2 protein-coding genes are annotated in these 1,032 nt (G+C 55.2%); one reads left to right on the top strand and one right to left on the bottom strand.

The window, feature by feature from the left end:
* The coding region (locus tag OP495_RS18165; RefSeq protein ID WP_280571174.1) for an anion permease at positions 1-212 on the top strand (212 nt) is incomplete at its 5' end.
* A gap of 123 nt (positions 213-335) precedes the next feature.
* Here OP495_RS18165 and OP495_RS18170 read toward each other — a convergent pair.
* Positions 336-1,032, bottom strand: a 697-nt coding sequence (locus tag OP495_RS18170; protein ID WP_280571175.1) for an LrgB family protein, incomplete at its 5' end; no start/stop codon positions are given.

Genomic DNA, 1,032 nt, shown 5'->3' on the forward strand with positions numbered 1-1,032 from the left:
ACATGGACCCGTTACTGATCACGGTCCCCGCCGCAATCGCCGATAGCTGTGCCTTCATGATGCCGGTCGCGACCCCACCCAATGCCATCGTTTTCGCGACGGGACATATGAAGATTCAATCGATGATCCGCGCCGGACTGCTGCTCAACATCGTCGGCACTCTACTGATCACGCTGATTACCGTATCCCTGTTACGCGTTCTATGGGCGTGAACGACGCATGATATAAACGATCAAGACGTTTTGTAATATCGACGTATGGCAACGCCCCCATCAGGCGTTGCCATCTTGGTTTTTCAACTTTCCAAGAAGGTTCAAAGGTAACGGTATAAATAATTAAAGACCAAAAAGGTGCACCAAAGGCGGCAGAATGAAGGCCGTCAGTAGCCCCGTCAGGCCCATCGCAAGTCCCGCAAAGGCACCCGCCACTGCGCCAATCGAAGAAAAGGAATAGGCCGTTCCGAAACCATGTGCCGCCAGGCCCATGGTAAAGCCTTGAACACTGGGATCGCGCACCCTGACCAGGCGGAAGATGGCAGGACCCAAGGCACACCCAAGGGACCCTGTGATCAGAACCATCCCCGCAGCAAGCGACGGAATGCCGCCCAGTTTCTCGACGATGCCCATCGCGATAGGTGATGTCACCGACTTGGGCGACAGCGTCAACACGGTTTCACGACTGGCCCCCATGAGCATCGCGACACCCACCGCTGACGTCACCGCCGTCACGATCCCCGCGACGCAACTGAGCAATATCGGCACCAGCATACGCCTGACACGTTCCCGATAGTCATACAAGGGAATCGCCAAGGCAACGGTCGCGGGGCCCAAAAGGAAATGGATGAACTGAGCGCCTTCGAAGTACGTCGCATAATCGGTATCTGTCAGCGTCAGAAAGCCAATGATCAGCACGATGGTAAGCACGACCGGATGCAGGAAAGGCGTACCCCCCAGAAGACGGTTGATATAACTCGCCCCCATAAAAGCCAGGAACGTCACCAACAAATACAATAAAGGACTAGCGGACAGATAC

The organism is Chromohalobacter sp. 296-RDG, from assembly GCF_029889885.1.
In the GTDB taxonomy this organism is placed as follows: domain Bacteria; phylum Pseudomonadota; class Gammaproteobacteria; order Pseudomonadales; family Halomonadaceae; genus Chromohalobacter.